The sequence below is a fragment of the Pseudomonas sp. R1-15 genome (assembly GCF_051132085.1).
Lineage (GTDB): Bacteria > Pseudomonadota > Gammaproteobacteria > Pseudomonadales > Pseudomonadaceae > Aquipseudomonas.
This window is the reverse complement of sequence record NZ_CP071660.1, coordinates 1,480,171-1,497,548: the sequence shown is the minus strand read 5'-3', so window position 1 is coordinate 1,497,548 and position 17,378 is coordinate 1,480,171. Positions and strand designations below refer to the sequence as shown.

General features: G+C 59.2%; 20 protein-coding genes, 1 tRNA gene and 1 pseudogene. 19 read left to right on the top strand and 3 right to left on the bottom strand.

Features of this window, described 5'->3' with window-relative positions; genetic code table 11:
* Nucleotides 1–6: 6 nt before the first annotated feature.
* From atzF to J3P97_RS06570, 14 genes and pseudogenes are all read left to right on the top strand, one after another.
* Nucleotides 7–1,785, top strand: a complete 1,779-nt coding sequence (gene atzF, locus J3P97_RS06635) for an allophanate hydrolase (RefSeq protein ID WP_434673742.1) — start codon at nucleotides 7–9, stop codon at nucleotides 1,783–1,785.
* Nucleotides 1,786–2,066: 281 nt separating this feature from the next.
* Nucleotides 2,067–2,684 (top strand): annotated as a pseudogene (locus tag J3P97_RS06630) (GGDEF domain-containing protein); the annotation flags it as partial.
* Entirely contained in the window at nucleotides 2,677–2,895 is a 219-nt protein-coding gene (locus J3P97_RS06625) for a cysteine-rich CWC family protein (RefSeq protein ID WP_434673741.1), read from the top strand. The pseudogene J3P97_RS06630 and the gene J3P97_RS06625, both read left to right, overlap by 8 nt.
* 35 nt (nucleotides 2,896–2,930) lie before the next feature.
* Nucleotides 2,931–3,623 carry a pseudouridine synthase gene (locus J3P97_RS06620; RefSeq protein WP_434673740.1) on the top strand — a complete coding sequence of 231 codons (693 nt, stop codon included), beginning with the start codon at nucleotides 2,931–2,933 and terminating at the stop codon, nucleotides 3,621–3,623.
* 309 nt (nucleotides 3,624–3,932) lie between these two features.
* Complete coding sequence (locus tag J3P97_RS06615; protein WP_434673739.1) at nucleotides 3,933–4,817, top strand: alpha/beta fold hydrolase; 885 nt, start codon at nucleotides 3,933–3,935, stop codon at nucleotides 4,815–4,817.
* Between the two features lie 148 nt (nucleotides 4,818–4,965).
* Nucleotides 4,966–5,039 (top strand) — tRNA-Gly (locus tag J3P97_RS06610).
* Between the two features lie 1,063 nt (nucleotides 5,040–6,102).
* Nucleotides 6,103–6,261 (top strand): hypothetical protein, encoded by a 159-nt coding sequence (locus tag J3P97_RS06605; RefSeq protein WP_434673738.1) that lies wholly within the window; start codon nucleotides 6,103–6,105, stop codon nucleotides 6,259–6,261.
* Nucleotides 6,258–6,464 (top strand): hypothetical protein, encoded by a 207-nt coding sequence (locus tag J3P97_RS06600; protein WP_434562792.1) that lies wholly within the window; start codon nucleotides 6,258–6,260, stop codon nucleotides 6,462–6,464. Before J3P97_RS06605 ends, J3P97_RS06600 begins: the two co-directional genes overlap by 4 nt.
* Nucleotides 6,465–6,536: 72 nt before the next feature.
* Complete coding sequence (locus J3P97_RS06595) at nucleotides 6,537–7,340, top strand: BRO-N domain-containing protein (protein WP_434673737.1); 804 nt, start codon at nucleotides 6,537–6,539, stop codon at nucleotides 7,338–7,340.
* Nucleotides 7,341–7,449: 109 nt separating this feature from the next.
* Nucleotides 7,450–7,665 carry a hypothetical protein gene (locus J3P97_RS06590; RefSeq protein ID WP_434673736.1) on the top strand — a complete coding sequence of 72 codons (216 nt, stop codon included), beginning with the start codon at nucleotides 7,450–7,452 and terminating at the stop codon, nucleotides 7,663–7,665.
* A 161-nt stretch (nucleotides 7,666–7,826) separates the two neighbouring features.
* The gene (locus tag J3P97_RS06585) at nucleotides 7,827–8,105 is read left to right on the top strand and encodes a hypothetical protein (RefSeq protein WP_434673735.1); all 279 of its coding nucleotides are present in this window, start codon (nucleotides 7,827–7,829) and stop codon (nucleotides 8,103–8,105) included.
* Nucleotides 8,105–8,368 (top strand): hypothetical protein, encoded by a 264-nt coding sequence (locus J3P97_RS06580; RefSeq protein ID WP_434562784.1) that lies wholly within the window; start codon nucleotides 8,105–8,107, stop codon nucleotides 8,366–8,368. Before J3P97_RS06585 ends, J3P97_RS06580 begins: the two co-directional genes overlap by 1 nt.
* Nucleotides 8,369–8,446: 78 nt before the next feature.
* Nucleotides 8,447–8,686, top strand: coding sequence for a DUF7706 family protein (locus tag J3P97_RS06575; protein ID WP_434673734.1), 240 nt, complete (start codon nucleotides 8,447–8,449; stop codon nucleotides 8,684–8,686).
* A gap of 492 nt (nucleotides 8,687–9,178) precedes the next feature.
* Nucleotides 9,179–10,171 (top strand): hypothetical protein, encoded by a 993-nt coding sequence (locus tag J3P97_RS06570; protein WP_434673733.1) that lies wholly within the window; start codon nucleotides 9,179–9,181, stop codon nucleotides 10,169–10,171.
* Nucleotides 10,172–10,209: 38 nt separating this feature from the next.
* Here J3P97_RS06570 and J3P97_RS06565 read toward each other — a convergent pair whose 3' ends face one another.
* The 3 genes from J3P97_RS06565 to J3P97_RS06555 form a co-directional block, all read right to left on the bottom strand.
* On the bottom strand, nucleotides 10,210–10,971 hold the full coding sequence (locus tag J3P97_RS06565) for a DNA adenine methylase (RefSeq protein ID WP_434673732.1): 762 nt from the start codon (nucleotides 10,969–10,971) through the stop codon (nucleotides 10,210–10,212).
* A gap of 62 nt (nucleotides 10,972–11,033) precedes the next feature.
* On the bottom strand, nucleotides 11,034–12,089 hold the full coding sequence (locus tag J3P97_RS06560) for a phage portal protein (protein WP_434673731.1): 1,056 nt from the start codon (nucleotides 12,087–12,089) through the stop codon (nucleotides 11,034–11,036).
* Nucleotides 12,089–13,849: a terminase ATPase subunit family protein gene (locus tag J3P97_RS06555; protein ID WP_434673730.1), complete on the bottom strand. Its 1,761-nt coding sequence runs from the start codon at nucleotides 13,847–13,849 to the stop codon at nucleotides 12,089–12,091. The genes J3P97_RS06560 and J3P97_RS06555 overlap by 1 nt, the downstream gene beginning before the upstream one ends.
* A 158-nt stretch (nucleotides 13,850–14,007) precedes the next feature.
* Here J3P97_RS06555 and J3P97_RS06550 point away from each other — a divergent pair, with 158 nt between their 5' ends.
* The 5 genes from J3P97_RS06550 (at nucleotide 14,008) to J3P97_RS06530 (ending at nucleotide 17,362) form a co-directional block, all read left to right on the top strand.
* Complete coding sequence (locus J3P97_RS06550; protein WP_434673729.1) at nucleotides 14,008–14,838, top strand: GPO family capsid scaffolding protein; 831 nt, start codon at nucleotides 14,008–14,010, stop codon at nucleotides 14,836–14,838.
* 36 nt (nucleotides 14,839–14,874) lie between these two features.
* Nucleotides 14,875–15,879, top strand: a complete 1,005-nt coding sequence (locus J3P97_RS06545; RefSeq protein WP_434673728.1) for a phage major capsid protein, P2 family — start codon at nucleotides 14,875–14,877, stop codon at nucleotides 15,877–15,879.
* A 2-nt stretch (nucleotides 15,880–15,881) separates the two neighbouring features.
* On the top strand, nucleotides 15,882–16,586 hold the full coding sequence (locus J3P97_RS06540; RefSeq protein ID WP_434673727.1) for a terminase endonuclease subunit: 705 nt from the start codon (nucleotides 15,882–15,884) through the stop codon (nucleotides 16,584–16,586).
* A 99-nt stretch (nucleotides 16,587–16,685) separates the two neighbouring features.
* Nucleotides 16,686–17,150, top strand: coding sequence for a head completion/stabilization protein (locus J3P97_RS06535; protein WP_434673726.1), 465 nt, complete (start codon nucleotides 16,686–16,688; stop codon nucleotides 17,148–17,150).
* Nucleotides 17,150–17,362 carry a tail protein X gene (locus J3P97_RS06530; protein ID WP_434673725.1) on the top strand — a complete coding sequence of 71 codons (213 nt, stop codon included), beginning with the start codon at nucleotides 17,150–17,152 and terminating at the stop codon, nucleotides 17,360–17,362. The genes J3P97_RS06535 and J3P97_RS06530 overlap by 1 nt, the downstream gene beginning before the upstream one ends.
* The last annotated feature ends 16 nt before the right edge of the window (nucleotides 17,363–17,378 follow it).

Sequence of the window (17,378 nt, the reverse complement as noted above, 5' to 3'; positions counted from 1 at the left end):
AACGCCATGACCCTCTCTCTGCGCCTGGACAACCTGCGCGACGCCTATCGCAAGGGTGAAACGACACCGCGCCAGCTGCTGTTGGCCCTGCGGGAAAAAGCCGCTGCGCTCAACCCGGACTATCACCTGTTCATCCACCTGCTCTCGCCCGGAGAACTCGAACCTTACCTTTCGGCACTGGAAAACCGCGACCTGGAAAACCTGCCGTTGTATGGCGTGCCATTCGCGATCAAGGACAACATCGACCTGGCTGGCATTCCCACCACCGCCGCCTGCCCGGCGTTTGCCTACGTGCCGCAACGTTCGGCGAGCATCGTCGAGCAATTGCTGGCGCTGGGTGCGGTTCCTGTTGGCAAGACCAACCTCGACCAGTTCGCCACTGGCCTCAACGGCACCCGCACGCCCTACGGGGCTTGCCGCAACAGCGTGCTGGCCGACTACCCGGCGGGCGGCTCCAGCGCGGGTTCGCCGCTGGCGGTGGCCCTGGGCGTGGCCAGCTTTGCCCTGGGCACCGACACCGCCGGCTCCGGCCGAGTGCCTGCGGCGCTGAACAACCTGGTGGGGTTGAAGGCCACCAAGGGCCTGATCTCCACCGCAGGCGTGGTGCCGGCCTGCCGTACGCTGGACTGCGTGACCACATTCACCGCGACGGCACGCGAAGCCAGCCAGCTGTTGGCATTGACTGCGCGTCTCGACCCGTGCGACGAATACAGCCGCCCCAACCCGCAATGGAACGACGGCGCGGCGTTCGGCGCGCCACGACGTTTTCGCTTCGGCGTGCCCCGCCGGCAAGATCTGGAATTTTTCGACTGCGACGAAGGCCCACGGCTGTTCGCCGACGCCATCGAGCGCCTCGAACACCTGGGCGGCGAAGCTGTCGAGCTGGACTTGTCGCCCTTCCTCGAAGCGGCACGCCTGCTCTATGAGGGGCCATGGGTCGCCGAGCGCTACAGCGTGGCCGGGGACCTGATGGAACGCGAACCCGACGCGGTACTGCCGGTGATCCGCGCCGTGCTGGCGCAAGCGCCGACGGTGACCGGCGTGGAAACCTTCCGTGCCCAGTACCGTTTGCAGGCGCTCAAGGCCCAATGCGACAGCGCGATGGAAGCGCTCGATTGCGTCCTCACCCCGACCATCGGGCGCCCGGTGACGCTCGCCGAACTCGCCGCCGAACCGCTGCTGCGCAATTCGCAACTGGGTTACTACACCAACTTCATGAACCTGCTGGACTACGCCGCCGTGGCCGTTCCCAGCGCATTCATGGCCAACGGCTTGCCTTGGGGCGTGACGCTGTTCGGCCGCGCCTTCACCGATCAGTACCTGCTGAGCGTGGCCGACGCCTTGCAGCGTCAGCAAGCGCCTGATCTGCCAGTGCCTGCCAACCCGGCGCGCCATGATCGGGCACGGTTGGTCGTGTGCGGCGCGCACCTGGATGGGCTGGCTTTGAACTGGCAGCTCAAGCAACGTGGCGCCCGCCTGATCGAGGCCACCCGAAGCTCAGCGGATTATCGCCTCTACGCCTTGGCCGGCGGCCCGCCACTGCGCCCTGGCATGCTTCGGGTCAGCGAGGGAGGCGTGGCGATCGAAGTGGAAGTCTGGGAATTGCCAAGCAGCGAGTTGGGTTCGTTCCTCACCGGTATCCCGGCACCGCTGGGGCTGGGTAAGGTGCAACTGGCCGACGGACGCTGGGAAAGCGGCTTCATTTGCGAGCCGTATGGTCTGGACGGCGCGCAGGACATCAGTCATCTGGGCGGATGGCGGGCTTATCTGAGTACCCGTCAGTAAACAGCACCCTGTGGCGAGGGGATTTATCCCCGCTGGGCGGCGCGACGTTTCGCTAAATCCCCTCGCCACGATCTTGCAAAGCTGTAAATCCGAATGTCTTTTCTTACAGGGCCACTAAACTGATTCCATCGGGTCACTCCAAGGGAATCGCCATGTCGCTTCGTTCGCCGTTGTATTCCCAGCGCTCGCCGGTGCTCATCCTGGCCATTTTGCTCGGCGCCGGCTTCCTGGTGACGTCGCTGCTGGGTTACTACGCCGCCAACACATCGCTGCGGGACAACGTGCTCAAGACGCTGTATTTCAATCTGCTGATCGGCCTGCTGGTGACGGTGGCCGCGCTCGTGGTGCTGCATCGGCTGATGGTCAGCTACCAGCGGCGGATCGATGCCCAAGCGATTCTTGACGGCCTCACCGAGCTACCCAATCGGCGGGGCTTCGACCTGCTTGCGGTACAGGCCCTGCACGAAGCCCAACGCGAGCCCAGGCCACTGAGCGCGCTGTTGCTGGAGGTGGATGACTTCAAGCGACTGGACGCCAACCACGGCCACATCGCCAGTGATCAGTTGCTGACGGGTTTCGCTCGCGACCTGACCGATACACTGCGCCATTCAGACATTGTCTGCCGCTGGAGCGCCGATGCCTTCGTCCTGCTGCTCAAGGACACCGATGGACAGAACGCTCTGAAAATCGCCGAGAAAATTCGCCAGCGCATCGAGCAACAGCGCTACTTTTGCAGCGGCAAGCAATTGCGGATCACCATCAGCATCGGCCTGACCACTTTGCAGGACAAAGACACCTTGCACAGCCTGCTGTCCCGGGCCGATCATGCGCTGCAACGCGCCCGACAGACCGGAAGCAACCGAACCTGCGTGGAAATGCCTCATTCCAGTTATGAATAAACCCGATCTCTGCCCGGCGTGTGGCGCCACCAACGACTGCACCCTGGCCAATCCGAAAACCGCTGATCGTGCCTGCTGGTGCTACGACGTGAGCATCGACCCGGCGGTGCTGGAAAATTTGCCGGCCGAGCTGCGCAACCAATCCTGCCTGTGCCCGCGATGCGCCCGGGTCGATGAGCAGTTGCGCGCCAAGCACCAACCGATCGCGTAAGATGCCCGCCCCCAGCTCCCCTGCCCGAACTGCCCATGCGCGTTGACCGTTTCCTCAGTAACCTGCCGCGTTTCAACCGCCAACAGGTCCGCCTGCTGCTGGTGGAACGGCGCGTGCGGATCGACGGCCAGACCGTCAACGATCCACAGGCACAGGTGCGTGAATTCAGCCGCGTCGAGGTGGATGACGAAGTGCTGCAAGCAGGCCGACCGGCGCGCTATTTCATGCTGCACAAGCCGCCCGGCTGCGTCAGTGCCACCTGCGATCCACAGCACCGCACCGTCCTCGATCTGCTGGACGAACCGGACAAGGACGACTTGCACATTGCCGGTCGCCTGGACTTCAACACCACCGGGCTGATGCTGATCACCAACGACGGCAGCTGGTCGCGGCGCCTGACCCAGCCGCAGACCAAACTGCCGAAGGTCTACTACGTCGAGACCGAGCAAACCATTACCGCCGAGTACGCCTTCACGTTTGCCCAAGGCCTGTACTTTGCGTTCGAAGACCTCACCACCCAACCGGCGCAATTGACCCAACTGGGGCCGACGTCCGCGCGCTTGAGCATCGTTGAAGGCCGTTATCATCAGGTCAAGCGCATGTTTGGTCACTTCAACAACAAGGTGCTGCGCCTGCACCGTGAAAGCATGGGTCCGCTGCAGCTGGACGCTGATCTCGCACCGGGCCAATACCGCGCCTTGAGCCCAGAAGAAGTTGGCCTGATCTGAGCCAGACGACCGCTGGGCAGAAGTGTCGGACAATTTTCAAAGAGCACTTGCGCAACAGCCTCCCCCCTGCTTGAATCAAACCGTCGGCCAAAATGTGACCGACGAGTCACCCCATACCTCTAAGAAACTTTTTGCCGGCTGGAGCCCTCAGGTTCCGCCTCGTTCGCCGGCAAACTGCCCGCCATAACAATACCCGTCGACCGGCTTGCGCGGATCGACATGGGCCTTATCTTCCAGGCGTATGCCTACCTGTCACATTGCCCGTGCAATCTCATTGCGCGCATACCCGCTTGCCAGGAGTCTTATGACATGAGGCCAGAAATCGCTGTGCTGGATATACAGGGTCAGTATCGGGTTTACACGGAGTTCTATCGCGCAGACGCCGCGCAAAAGACCATCATCCTGGTCAACGGCTCGATGGCCACCACCGCGTCGTTTGCTCAGACCACCAAAAACCTCTACCCGCAATTTAATGTCGTGCTGTACGACCAGCCCTACGCGGGCAAGTCCAAGGCTCACAACCGCCACGAGAAAATGCTGACGAAGGAAATCGAAGGCCAGATCCTGCTGGAGCTGATCGACCACTTCGCCGCCGATCACGTGTTGTCGTTTTCCTGGGGCGGAGCCGCCACCCTGACCGCCTTGGCCCAGCGCCCGCGGCGCATCGAAAAAGCCGTGATCAGTTCTTTCTCACCGGTGCTCAACGCGCCGATGCGCGACTACCTGGAACGGGGCGTGGATTACCTGAGCAGCCTGGACGGCGATCGTGTCGGACACCTGGTCAACAGCACGATCGGCAAGCACCTGCCGCCGCTGTTCAAGCGCTTCAACTATCGCCACGTCAGCAACCTGGCCGAGCATGAATACGGACAGATGCACTTTCACATCAACGACGTGCTCCACAGCGACCAGCAGTGCTATGTCAACGCGGCGAAAAAGATCAACGTGCCGGTGTTGTTCCTGAATGGCGAATGGGACGAATACACCGCGGCCACCGACGCCAGGCTCTTCGTCAACCATGTCCAGCACAGCAGCTTCACCACGCTGCAAGCCACCGGGCACTTCCTCGACATGGAACACAAGGCCGCCTGCCGCGACAGCCGCGAGGCGTTGCTGGGTTTCCTCAAGCCAACCCACCACGCCAGCCGACCGCGCTACAGCTATGTGCAGGACTACCATGCAGTGGCCATCTGAAAAAGTCATCGCGAGCAAGTCGCCGGCAACGGCGCTTGCTCGCGAATGACCGCTCTGGTTTGAGGCTTGCGTAGACGGATGACCTCGCCGTCCGGAAAGAAAAACTTCAAATCCCAGGCCACATCTGGTACAAAGTCAGCCGCTCTGAGCGGGTGTCGTATAATGGCATTACTCCAGCTTCCCAAGCTGATAACGAGGGTTCGATTCCCTTCACCCGCTCCACTATTTTCAAGGGCTCCAGACGTGTCCGTTTGAGCCTTAGCGTGTTTGGTGACAGTTCCGGTGACAGTTTGCGTGTATGCAAGCAGCTGCGGGAGCGAGAACCTGCCGCCGCCCTCCCCCTATAGCCATGCCCGTTTTATGTTGACCCACGGGAAACTGGTATTTTTGGTAAGTTTTTTCCTCCCCTCTCTGAAAGCTAGGAAACTCAAGGCTTGTAAAGGATTGGATTAGGTAAGATTTAAGTAATATCCAGTAATGACATTACCTTTTACCTAGGTCAGAAATCGAAAATAAAATATCTATATAAATCAAATAGTTATCAAAAAATTACTTCCCTCCTTACTCAAAAAAGCTAGTGCTAAGTAAGTGCTCAAAACCGCATCGCACGCGGGCTCCAGCTGATTTCTTACCCCTCCATACCTAAATTACTTGTTTCCCGTGGGTCACCTGAAAAAAGAGCCTTCAGGCATCGCTCCTGGGCGCTCATAAAACAGGGGGTGGGTGCAGGGTTCTGTAGGGTTATCTCGGCCCGTGCTCGCTCAGGAGAAGCCCAGCGGGCGCTGTCGGGGAGTGGTTGCAGGGGTGCAGAAATTAAGACCGATTTAGCCCGCAGGCGTGGCGGGGGGACGACGGCGCGCGCCAGGTGAAGCCATACCCTGCCCGACCGGTCGCGCCCCAACCAGGTGCGCGCCGGCCTGTCCGGCTTCTGCCATCGCGTGACGGCCCCGTTGGCCAGATGCACTATCGTTGTGCCAACCCCGAGTGCGGTAAAACAGGTAAAGGAATCCTTGACCCGTATTACCTTCCTCAGTAGGCTGTGATCGTCGCTGCCAATTCAGCGACCGGGTTTGGCGACCCGATCAGTAAACGGCGCAACAGCGCCCCTTCACGACAGCAGGCGCTTTTTTTGTGCCTGATGTTCTGTGTTATGGCGGCTGTGCGTGGGAGACCTTCGGGTCTGCCGGGTTCCGTTTACCCCGGTTCGCCAACCTGCGTACAGCTGCCACCCATAACGTTTGGCGACGTTTGGCGGCAGCTCCTTATCAGTAAACGGAGCTCCACTATGACCGCCCTTATTCCGTCCAAAATCCGGGCACTCGCCCACCGCCGCATGGCCCTCGCCGCGTTGCACGCCAATTCCTCCCTCGCCACTCGCCTCAAGCGCTACAACCATCACATGCACCATGTGCGCGTTCTGGAAACGCACGGCGGTGACCTATGAGACAGCCCTACGGCCTCAGCGATGCGGATCTGTTTGATTTGGAACGGGTGCGGGATTCGCTTGCCCTGGTGCATGCGCTCGCTCAGATGGCCAGCGAGCCAGGGCTCTATCACCCCCAAATGCTGGCAGGCTTCCTGGACAGGATCTGCACCGATCTGGATGGGGTGATTCGCTCTGCAAACAGCAACCCACGCCGTATCTGAAGCATTAAAGGGTATCGGTTGTACCGATACCCTTCGCACCCCTAATAAAACTAATTGAATAGAGATACAGACATGAAGGCACCAGCCCTATTTGAATTCGAAACGCAGGCTGTCCGGGTTGTTGGCGATGATAATGGTGAGGCCTGGTTTGTGGCCTCGGACGTTGCTTCAGTTTTGGAATACCGTATCGCGAGTGACATGACCCGACACCTTGATGATGACGAAAAGGGTACGCGCAATGTGCGTACCCTTGGTGGTGAGCAGGAAATGACCATCATTAACGAGGCGGGACTTTATTCGGCGATTCTCAAAAGCAGAAAGCCGGCGGCTAAACGGTTCAAGCGCTGGGTAACCCATGACGTGCTCCCGTCACTCCGCAAAACCGGTAGCTACTCCCGCGGCGAAAAGCTCACGGTCAACCAACAAATCAGCATGTCGAAGCATCGCCTTGGGCTGGTGAAGGAATTGATGCGCACCCGCAACCGGACGGTGCGTGACTTGCTCGGCGTGGAGATCTCCAAGCTTTCCACCGCAATGGACCTGCCGATCCCTGACCTAGATTCCATCGGCAGCGTCGAGCCTCCCCAGGCCGACATCGTTGCCGACTTCTGGGCCGCGCTCTTGCAGCTGGACTCCAAGGGCATCGCCTACAACCACTCGAAGGATCCGCAGCTGATCGGCGTGAACATGCCGCACCTGGTCGAACTGTTTGCCGCAAACGGTATCCAGACCGTCGTCAGCACTGAGGTCACTAACGCTTTGAAGCGTTGCGCCGAGCCGCGGTTTTTGGGGATGAAGGCGGTGGACAGCACCTTGCGTAAAACGACGACCAAATGCTGGGTGTTCAGGAAGCCGGTGCTAATCCAGGCGCAATAAAGAAAGCTGCCTTACCGTCTGAGTAATCTGCCGGTAACCGAAAGGAACCCGCTGATATCAGTGGTGTGGCTACAATGAGCCATCATCACAACACAAAGGAGTTAACTCTATGGCAGTGCAGCAAGGAATAGATGCTTTGATCAAAGAACTGGCCGCCTGCGGAAAAGGTTCATCAGGCCATGTGGCTGTTCTCCAGGGGCTTGGCGAGGTCGGGGGTGCGCAAGTGGTTGATGTGCTAATCAAGGAGATGAACGCCTGCGGACGCGGCAGCAGCGGCCATGTGGCCGCAGCCATCGCGCTGGGTCGTGCCAGTCGGAATCAGTAACAGTTCGAGGAACGCCGTTTATGTTCAACAGGCCCCCACACCCAAGCCAGGTGTGGAGGCCTTTTTTATTGGGCACGGCAACCAGAGCCCCCTACACTGCTTAGCCATCCCCCCAAATGGTTTTACGCCGTGGGGGATAATCACTCAAAAGGATGTTATTCATGTATGAGCCCCTGCAGGATCCGGCCGCCATTGAGACGCTGCACCGGTTTTTTAATGACCTGATCGCCGTGGCAGGTGTCGGTGCCCCGTGGCCGCTGCTGCGGCCTGAGGTGGAGAACTTTCGCGAGGAAGCGCTGAACTATGCCGGCATGCCCCGCACGCAAGACAAGCTGCGAGGCTTTCTCTGCGGCTTGAAGGTGACCGGCGCGCTAACCCCTGAGCAGGCCCGCGAATTCACCCAGCGCGTGAACGCGGGCCGCCAAGACGGGTGGTTGTGATGAGCGGTCGCGACGTTCACGCATCCAACGACCCCTTGGCCGCGCTGGCTCTGCCGGCTGAGGTCCGGGCGCGAGCCCTAAATCTGCTGGAGCGCATCCAACAGGCGCACACGGCGGAAGAGCTGTTTCGCGCCAGTGACCGCGCCGAAGGCTTTGTTATGGGCGTCGAAACCGTGAAAGCATTAAACCCGGCGAGCATCGAGGCGCTGTATGTGCTCTTTGACAATGCGGCCACGGCGCGGCGCCAGGAACATGAGCAATGATTGCCACCGACTTACCGTATAGGTAAGCCTGCGGTAAGGGCGATAGCCTTCCCTTCTTTATCCAAGGGAGCACCGCACATGACCGAGACACCGGGTAGCCTGGACCGAAACGCAATAAGCCTAACAACCTCAGGCAGGTCCACTGAAAGCGAGTTTTTGACAGGATCTGAAACCATTGCCCTCGCGCAATTTATGAAGCGCGTCGGCTGGTTCGAATTTAACAGCCACGCAGCCAACGAAGATGAGGCCCATCTCGTTAAACAGGCCGTCGATAAGCTGCAGAACGTCCTATCGCGCTCCGGCTACGATCCGCAATAACCACTCCGGTTCGGCAATGCTTATAAGGTCCTACCTGCAGATAGATTAGGAGCCTTTTTTATGGGCGGGATACGTCATCTATGACCGCAGGTAAGCGACCACGCTCTTCAGTCATTACTTGCTGGAGCAGATGCAGCGCCGTGAGGTTGCCGCCTAGGTGTTCGCGCCACGCCTGGTGCGTGACTTTGTACAGACGATCAATCTCTGCGATCACGCGCCGGTAACGCTCGACCTCGAGCACAAGTCGCCGGCATTCAGGATGATTGGTCCAGATGCATCGCAGTTCGGCCTGTGTCACAGGTTGGAATGGAGGCAGGTCTCGTGCCATTGAAAATCGCCTATACTGTATGGGTTAACAGTAGTCTTGCATGTGAGTGGTGGTCCGTACAGGTCCACCGGGCGCATTGCAAGGTAACCTAGGCCCGACGGCGTTGCTCTCCTAAGCCGGTTGGCGCTTAGCAACTGAATCTTGATATCTGAGTACAGGTCCGCATGCACGAGACACTCGATCGAACCGTTGAGATCCGCACATTCAATACCATTGCTGAGATTGAGGCGCTGCCTGGCTTCAAAAAAGAAAACCCTGTGTCGCCAACGAATTATAAGCATCTGCTCGGCGATTACTTCTTTACCGATGAGGTGAAGTGCTGTCTTCTAAAATCCAATGATAAGTTGTGCAACGAAGGCCACAAGTGGGGGTTCGTTGCTGTACTCACGGACGGCAGCATTACTTTGGTTGGAAACGAGTGCGCCCAAACCAAGTTTGATGGTGAGTCTCGACTCAGTGCCGATCGTTCGAAGTACCTGAATCAGAAGAAGCATGAAGAAGGGCTTGAACGACTCCGAGCTTTGGTAGCGCAGAAACAGTCTGCGCTAAAGGAAGTCCTGAAAGTAAAGTCGGATTTGGCCACTGTTCAAGCTCGTGTTCATGCCATGCGAGAAAAACTCGGTCCTCAGACAATGAGACATCTTGAGGCGATCGCCCGTACCGGTGCCTACGCGCTGTCAGTGATCGGCGTGACAACCAAAGAATACATAGACAAAAAAGGGAAAAAACAAACTGACCGTCGTACACAGCGGATGACGCTGGGTACGATAGCAAACACCTCATTTCTTCTTGAGGAGAGATACCGTGACGTTTTGCACAATCTCTCTGACGTCAAAAAAGCCTACGATGAGGCAGAAAAAATAGAGCAAAACGTCACGACACTGAAACTCAATGCTCTCACGAAAAAGATGGATATTATCGATCAGGCAAGAGCAAGAGCATTTGAATTGATCGAACAAGAGCGAAAATTTGCCGGCAGTGATTTAAGCCTGTTGTGCTACATCACTCCGGACAAAGTTGAGCGATACAAGTCGGCAAAATACGCTTTGGAACAAGCCGATCAAGGTGCGGGAAAAGAAAAAGCGAAGGAATGGTTTACTGAGAGGGATCGCTTTTTCCGTGCTCAGTTGAATGTTACAAAAATCGACGTTTTGTAACTGATGAGAGGGCGCTAGTTGCGCCCTCTCCCAAGGCTCTACCAATTGGAATAAACCAACTCGTTCACCTCAATGCCGCCGTTACCGCCTACGGTATGCCTGAACGGCACCTCCTTCAGGCGCACCCCCGCAAACACCTCTCGGATCTTCGGATGGTCACCCACCGATATCACCATCTTGCCCCGGATCGATCGCGCCAGATCCGCCATGGCTTCGAATTGCTCAAACCCAAAATCTCCAGCGTCATACCCAGCGGTTTCCCAATACGGCGGGTCCAGGTAAAACAGCGTGTGATTCCGATCGTAACGGCGGATGCACTCCTTCCAGTCCAGATTCTCAACGGTGGTTCGCGCCAGGCGCAGATGGGCGTCGCTGAGCTTTTCTTCGATACGCAGCAAATTGAGCCTCGGCGCTGAGGTGGTCGCGGTACCGAAGGACCGGCCCTTTGCCTTGCCGCCAAAACACAGGGTCTGCAGGTAGAAAAAGCGCGCTGCGCGCTGGATATCGGTCAGCGTGCGCGGCGCCTGCTCTTTGGCCCATTCGAACATGGTGCGGCTCACCAATGCCCATTTGAACTGGCGCACGAACTCCTCCAGGTGATTGGCCACGACCCGATAGAGGTTTACCACCTCGCCGTCAAAGTCGTTGATGACCTCCACCCGGCTGGGCTCTTTCATAAAGAACAATGCCGCGCCGCCGCAGAACGGTTCGACGTAGCAATCATGGTCTGGAAACTCCGGCAGGATGTGTTTCGCCATGCGGCGCTTGCCACCCATCCAAGGGAAAATCGGTGCAGACATTGGTGATCCTTATTTCGGATTGATAAAGGGCGGCAGCTCCAATGAACAGCCACCCGGGCTGATCATTGTTCGGAAACAGGTTCCAGCGGCCTCCAGCGAATCACCTCTTCGCCCAACCATTCATTGACCTGCTCCAGGCGTGCCTGGATGGGCTCGAGCTCGTTCATCGCCCAGATCTGCGCGGCCTCTTTGATCGAGCCGAAGCCGCCCGCGTTCTGCGGCACGATGCCCATCAATTGGGGGGGGATGCGTAATGCCGCGAGCATGTCGTCGCGGCTGATGTTCTTGATCGAGCCGAATTCATCCTTCGCTGCCACCTCACTGACGGGGATAAGCTGGATGCCGTCTTTCTTCCCGTTCGGCGCGTACATGAACAGGTTGCGGAAGTTGCCTGGTCCTTTTGCTGACTTCAGCGCCGTACGCAGCGCATCGACATCACCTTCGTTCTGCGCTGCATCGGTCATATACATGATGAAACCAGCGTGGCTGCCGTTGTTGTAGTACTTGCGTCGGAACAAGGTGGCGGACTCGTTGAGCAGCGCGCTCTGCAGAGCAGGCAGCCACTCCGGCAGGCCGTAAATCTCCTGATTGATGTCAGCCTCACGCTGGTGGTAAACCGTCCCGCGCTTGAACTCGTGCTCGTCCCGCCATCCCCGCACCTGGTAATAGGTTTCCAGATCCGCGCCGCGCCTCATGTACTTGCCCAAGGCGGGCTGCAGGCCGAGCGCGCCGCGCAGCATGTTCTCGCGCTTCTCCAGGTAACCGTTGCCGCACCAGAGGAAGTCCAGGGCGAATTGCTCAAAGGTCTGCCGTGACAGCAACTTGTGGGGGATAAAGGTGCGGGCCAGCATGTTGCGCTTGAAATTCAAGCCCGACTGCAGGAACACGCTGGCCCGGGAGGACTTGGCCAGCCCGTCAAGCGACATCGGCGGTTCATACCAACGGCCGTTCAGCCAGCACTCCAGGTAATCGAGAATCCCCCGCTCGTCGAGTACTGGTGTGGGATCGCCGAAGGTGAATGCCTCCATCTTGCCGCCCGTTGCCGGCAGCAGCTGTCCCTCGGCCGCAGCCGGGGCTGAAGTGGACGATTGCGTGGTTTCGCTGCGGCTGTTGCTCATCAGTAAATCTCCATGAAGCCGGTATTCGTTGAGGTTTGTCCCTCAAGCGGTTCGTTCTGCAGTGCGTGGAAAAGAGCCCAGGCGAGATCCGCGTGTCCGGTCTCATCGGTGCGGCCTGCCGTGTAGGTGAATTGCCGGCCGCTGGCTGTGATGGTTTTGCGAATTGCCATGAGCGACTGGGCCATGTCGATCCAGCCGGCGTCGAATTCCAGGCGCCCTTTGTGGATCACGTCGTAGGCCTTGAGCACCAGGCGCGTCTTGACCTCCGGGGAATAGCTGAAGGTCGTCACGTTGGGGAAGAATTGGCGCACCAGCTGGGCCACGCCGGAGCCCATGCCAGTGATGTCGATGCCGATGTACGTTACCCAGTAGCGCATCGTGACCTGGCGGATCGCCTCGGCCTGGGCGGCGAAGTCCATACCGCGGAACTGATGGCGTTCGAGCACACGGAACTTGCCACCTGAAACAGTCGGCGGGGCCACGACCACCAGACCGGAGCTGTCGCCGGTTTCCGCAGGGTCGTACCCGATCCACACCTGCCGATCGGCAAACGGCCGCGCGGCGAAAGGCTTGTAGTCCTCGGCCCATTCGACCCAGCTGTCGACCATGCAGGGCTGCAGGACGTTGAGCGGGAAGATGCTCGCCCCGTCGTCGACGAACTGGCACATCAACAGGTTCGCGAAGGCCTCCGCGTTGTACTCGAGGCGCAGCTCTTCCAGGTCGAACAGGTCACAGCCGCGCTGCTCGGCATCCAGAATGGTGACGATCTGGCGCCAGATCCTGTCCTCGCACAACCGGCCCTGCTGCAGCGCATCGTGCGAAACGTCGAGTTTCAGCCGCTGGGCCACCGGCTTGCCCTTGTTGAAACGCTCGCCGGTCCAGAACGTATAGGCCTCATGCGCCATGCTCGATGGCGTGGAAAAGTAAGTGCGTCGGTACTGCTTCTGCATCGCCATGCCGCTGGCGACCTTGTTCAGCTCGTTGAACTTGAACGTCCAGAAGAATTCATCGAAGTAGAAATTACCGTGGTAACCCTGAGCGGTTCGGGCGTTGGTACCGAGGAAATGCAGCTCGGCGCCGTTCGCCAGAATTATCGGGTCACCGGTGAGCTCGACACCGCAAACCTCGCGGGCGAACCCTTGGATGTAGGCCTTGAAGATGTGCGCCTGATTCTTCGACGCTGACAGAAAAATCTGGTTGCGGCCGGTGACCAGGGCGTCAATGAACGCCTCACGGGCAAAGTAATAGGTGGCGCCGATCTGCCGGCTTTTCAGGATTGCCCTGGTGCGTTGATTGCTCGCTCTGTACCAGTCCAGCTGGTAGCCGAAGCATCCGTCTTTGAACGCCTCGGTCAGCTGCTCGATCTGCTCTTCGCTGAATTCGTTGCGAGCCGCTTTCTTCTTGGGCCCTTCGTTGCGTTTGGCCAGGTTGGGGTTGAGATCAGTGTCGGTACCGCCAGCCTTGTACCGCTCGATCCGGGCCTGCCGTTCCAGCTGACGGTGCAAAAGATCGATTTCCTTGAAATCACCGCCGGTCTTGCCTTCCTTCAGGATCAGCTGCACCAGTCGCGCTTCCAGCGCACCACCGATTCGCTCGACGTTGTCGGCCCGATCCCATTCATCGCGTGTTTTCCACGCATGAACGGTCTTCTCCTTTTCACCCAGCATTTCTGCAATCGCGCAGATCCGCAGGCCGGTCCAGTAAAGGAACTTGGCCTGGCGGCGGTTATCGCGGATGGGAGTAGCTTCGGTTGTAGTCATGGCGGCGATGCTGACGCCTCGCGCGCGTGAAGGCGTAGCGATGTGCCATGTAGCGCAGGGGCCTACAACTGGCGCTGATTGCCCGGAATCACGCGACTGTCGAGGATGTACCTCAACCTAACTGCATTCAGCAGCACAGCTTTTGAGGGATTCCCGACATGAAGAAATTTCGCAGCAACTGGTTCCGTGTCGCCGTCGAGGGCGCTACCTCGGACAAGCGCACCATCAAACGCAGCTGGCTGGAACAGGCTGCCAAAAACTTCAATCCGACCACCTATGGCGCTCGGGTCTGGCTGGAGCATTTCCGCAGCTTGCTGCCTGACGGCCCGTTCAAAGCCTACGGAGATGTGACGGCAGTCAAGACCGAAGAAGTGGAGATCAACGGCCAGACCAAGCTGGCCCTCTTCGCTCAGATCGAGCCGACTGCGGATCTGATCGCCCTGAACAAGGCGAAACAGAAGATTTACACGTCCATTGAAATCGACGACAGCTTTTCCGACACCGGTGAAGCCTACATCGTCGGCCTCGCTGTAACTGATTCCCCGGCGAGCCTCGGTACCGATGTGCTCGCGTTCTCAGCTCAGAAACCTGAATCCAGCCCGTTCAAAGACCGCCACTACTCCGCAACGTCGATGTTTACCGAGGCGGTGGAAGCCGAACTCACCTTTGAAGAAATCGAAGATAAGCCCGGACTCGGCGCCCAACTCTTCAGCAAGGTCCAGGCGCTGCTCTCTGGCAAGCAGGCCAAGGATGACGGCGAGTTCGCCCATATCAGCCAGGCCGTCGAAGCTGTCGCCGAGCACGTCAAGGACCTGCCCGACCAACTGGCGGCCGAGAAAAAATTCTCCGCAGACCTGAAAACCAGCGTGGACAAGCTCAGTACTGACTTCAACGAACTGATCACGCGCCTGGGTGAGACCCAGGACCACAGCCAAACCAAACGCCCGGCGGCGACTGGCGGCGAAGGCGCCGTCCTGACCGCTTACTGATCCAGTCCGCCCCTACAAGCTCCACAGGAGAACACCATGCGTAACGAAACACGGATTGCCTTCAACGGCTTCACCAAACAGGTTGCAGCACTCAATGCGGTTCCATCGGTAGCGGAAAAATTCACCGTCACCCCGTCCGTCCAGCAGAAGCTCGAGACCGCGATCCAGGAGTCCAGCGCCTTCCTGAAAAAAATCAACGTGCTGGGCGTAGACGAGAAGGACGGCGAAGCGGTGATCCTGGGCGTTGGCTCGACCATTGCCGGCCGCACCGACACCAGCCTGACCGCCCGCAACCCGCGCGGCGTGGGTTCGCTCAAGAACGACACCTACAGCTGTAAAAAGACCGACTTCGACACCGCGATTCCATATGCGCTGCTGGACGCGTGGGCAAAGTTCCCGGACTTCCAGGCTCGCCTGTCCGGCGCGATCGTAGAGCGCCAGGCGCTCGATCGCATCATGATCGGCTTCAACGGCACCAGCGCTGCGGCGACCACCGACCGGGCGACCAATCCGCTGCTGCAGGACGTGAACGTCGGCTGGCTGGAGAAATACCGCACCAAAGCGCCTGAGCGAGTACTGAGCAGCGGCAAGGTAGCCGGCAAGGTCACCATCGGCCCAACCGGCGACTACAAAACCCTGGACGGTCTGGTTTACGACGCCATCCAACTGCTCGACCCGTGGCATCGCAAGCGGCCCGATCTGGTTGTCCTGGTCGATCGCAATCTGCTGCACGCCAAGTTCCTGGCCAACATCGAGGGCGCGGCAGATAACGAGAACGAGCTGGCAGCCGCGCGGATCATCGCCAATGGCACCCTGGGTGGTTTGCCGATCGAGGACGCGCCGTTCTTCATCGACGGCGGCATCATGATCACCACGCTGAAGAACCTGTCGATCTACTTCCAGATCAGCAGCCGTCGCCGCATGACCAAGGACGAGCCGGAGCGCGATCGCATTGCCGACTATCAGTCGTCGAACGAGGATTACGTGATCGAGGACTTCGGTCTCGGCGCCCTGGTCGAAAACATCGAAGAGGCCGCGTAACCATGGCCCTCTCGCTCGCCCAACGTCACCGGCTGAAAGCGCTTGCCTCGCAAGAGGCGGCCGCTGCTTCGCCCGCCGTATCCATGGCGGGCGGGACGGCCTACGAAATGCAGCTGGCCCAGCTGCTACAGGACCGCCTGCGCCTCAAGCAAATCCAATCGAACGAAGGCAAAGCCGCGCTCAAATTGCAGCTTCTGCCGGCGTATGTGCCTTACGTCGATGGGGTTCTGGCTGCGGGCAACGGCGCCCAGGACGAAGTACTCACCACCATCATGATCTGGCGCGTTGATGCCGGCGATTACGCCGGCGCGCTAGACATCGCAGCGTATGTGTTACAGCACAAGCTGCTGATGCCTGACCGCTTTGAACGTACCACCGGCTGCCTGGTAGCCGAGGAAATCGCTGAGGGCGCGCTGATTTCCCAAAAGACTGGTGGAGGCTTCGACCTGGCCATCTTGCATCGGACCATGGAGCTGACCGCCGAACAGGACATGCCGGACGAAGTCAGGGCCAAGCTGTACCTGGCAACGGGACGCGCCACGGTGGCGGGCCTGACGGTCGATAACCCTGGCCAACCCGGTCAGGTAATGGCCGGGATCGAACTGCTGAAGCGGGCCATCGAGCTCAACAGCAGCTGCGGCGGCAAGAAGGATCTGGAAGGCGCTGAGCGCCTCCTGAAAAAAATTGCTCCCCCACCCGGGAGCTGAACGAGCGTACCCCGCAACCCCGGCGGCCCGGGGCTGAACAGCAGGTTATCTCCTTTCCTTGCTGTGACGCCCCGGCCACCGCCGACTTAGGGCTGAACCATGAGCGGATTTATTGCCACGGGCAACACTGACGAACCCTTCGTGATCACCAACGACGGTTTCTGGCCCGACATCGATGTCGTCCACCTGCGCGAAGCCATCCGCTTGGACGGCAGCATCACAGACGCCCGCATCGAAGTCGTGACGGTTAACGCGTTGATCCAAGTGAACAGCGAGCTGGCCAGCGTGAAGTTGAAGCATATAACCGACGGGTACAGCACCCTCGCGGCTGTGCCTGCACCGAAAATCAAGGGCGAAAGCAATTTCATCCACCTTTACCGGCGTTCGATCTATTGCAGCGTCGGCGCTGAGCTTGCTGAGCGCTATCGCAGCTACGACACCAGCGTCGAAGGCAACAAGAACGCCGACGAGCTCACCCCTTCAGTCGATGAATACCGCCGTGATGCCCGGTTCGCCATCCGCGATCTATTGGGCGTCGGTCATTCCACCGTGGAGCTCATCTGATGACGACCTCCGTCTATGCCGCTCAGGGAGACACCGTCGACGCCATTTGCTGGCGGATCTACGGCCGCACCGCCGGCATCACGGAGGCGGTGCTCGAGGCGAACCCGGGGCTATCGGATCTGGGCACGGTCCTTCCGCACGGCACCCTGGTGGCGCTCCCCGAAGTCGCACCCCAAGCCCCGGAACTGCAAATGGTGAACCTATGGGATTGAGTCACCGAACCAAACA